Consider the following 566-nt stretch of genomic DNA (forward strand, 5'->3'; position numbering starts at 1 on the left):
CCAGAAGGAACTCCTGACATTTGTGAAAATCACTGATAGCCATTTTTTTCAGTACTGGCTCGGGGATTTCTGAAACCAATGAAATCAACAGACGCATAGCGGCAATTGAATGATTTGATTTGTTCTGCGCTTCATAAAACTGCTCAACCTGAATCAATACCGGTTCTTTCAGGTCGATCTGCTCGTAGCGGACTTTGCCGTCGTTACTCTCAATCGGGGTGCTTAAAACGATAGTTTTGGTTTTTTCTAACATACTGATTCTCCAAATTAATTTTCTGTTACCGAGGTGCCTTCCCAGCGCACCTCAAAAGTCGCATCTTCGCTGTTAACTTCTTGCGTGTTGACGGTCCACATGCCTTCACCGATGATCGTTTTACCGTTCGCAATTTCAGCAACGATTGTGACGTTAGTCTGGTCATTGAAATCCGCTACCGTGGTCCCGCCACTGTCACGGACTTTGCAGGAGATAAAGCCCGCCTGGGGTTTCTCTTTGTAACCGTGTACGTAGTCCATGCCCGTTAAGGTTTCACGGGTGACTGTTGAGGGACTCCAGGTGAAATCCCCTG

General features: G+C 46.6%; 2 protein-coding genes. Both read right to left on the reverse strand.

The window, feature by feature from the left end:
* On the reverse strand, positions 1–253 hold a 253-nt coding region (locus tag AACQ83_RS24425), incomplete at its 3' end, for a phage tail assembly protein (protein ID WP_146747965.1).
* A gap of 14 nt (positions 254–267) precedes the next feature.
* Positions 268–566, reverse strand: a 299-nt coding sequence (locus AACQ83_RS24430) for a phage tail tube protein (protein ID WP_112879938.1), incomplete at its 5' end; no start/stop codon positions are given.

The organism is Photorhabdus sp. S10-54 (assembly GCF_963878145.1).
GTDB lineage: Bacteria > Pseudomonadota > Gammaproteobacteria > Enterobacterales > Enterobacteriaceae > Photorhabdus > Photorhabdus kayaii.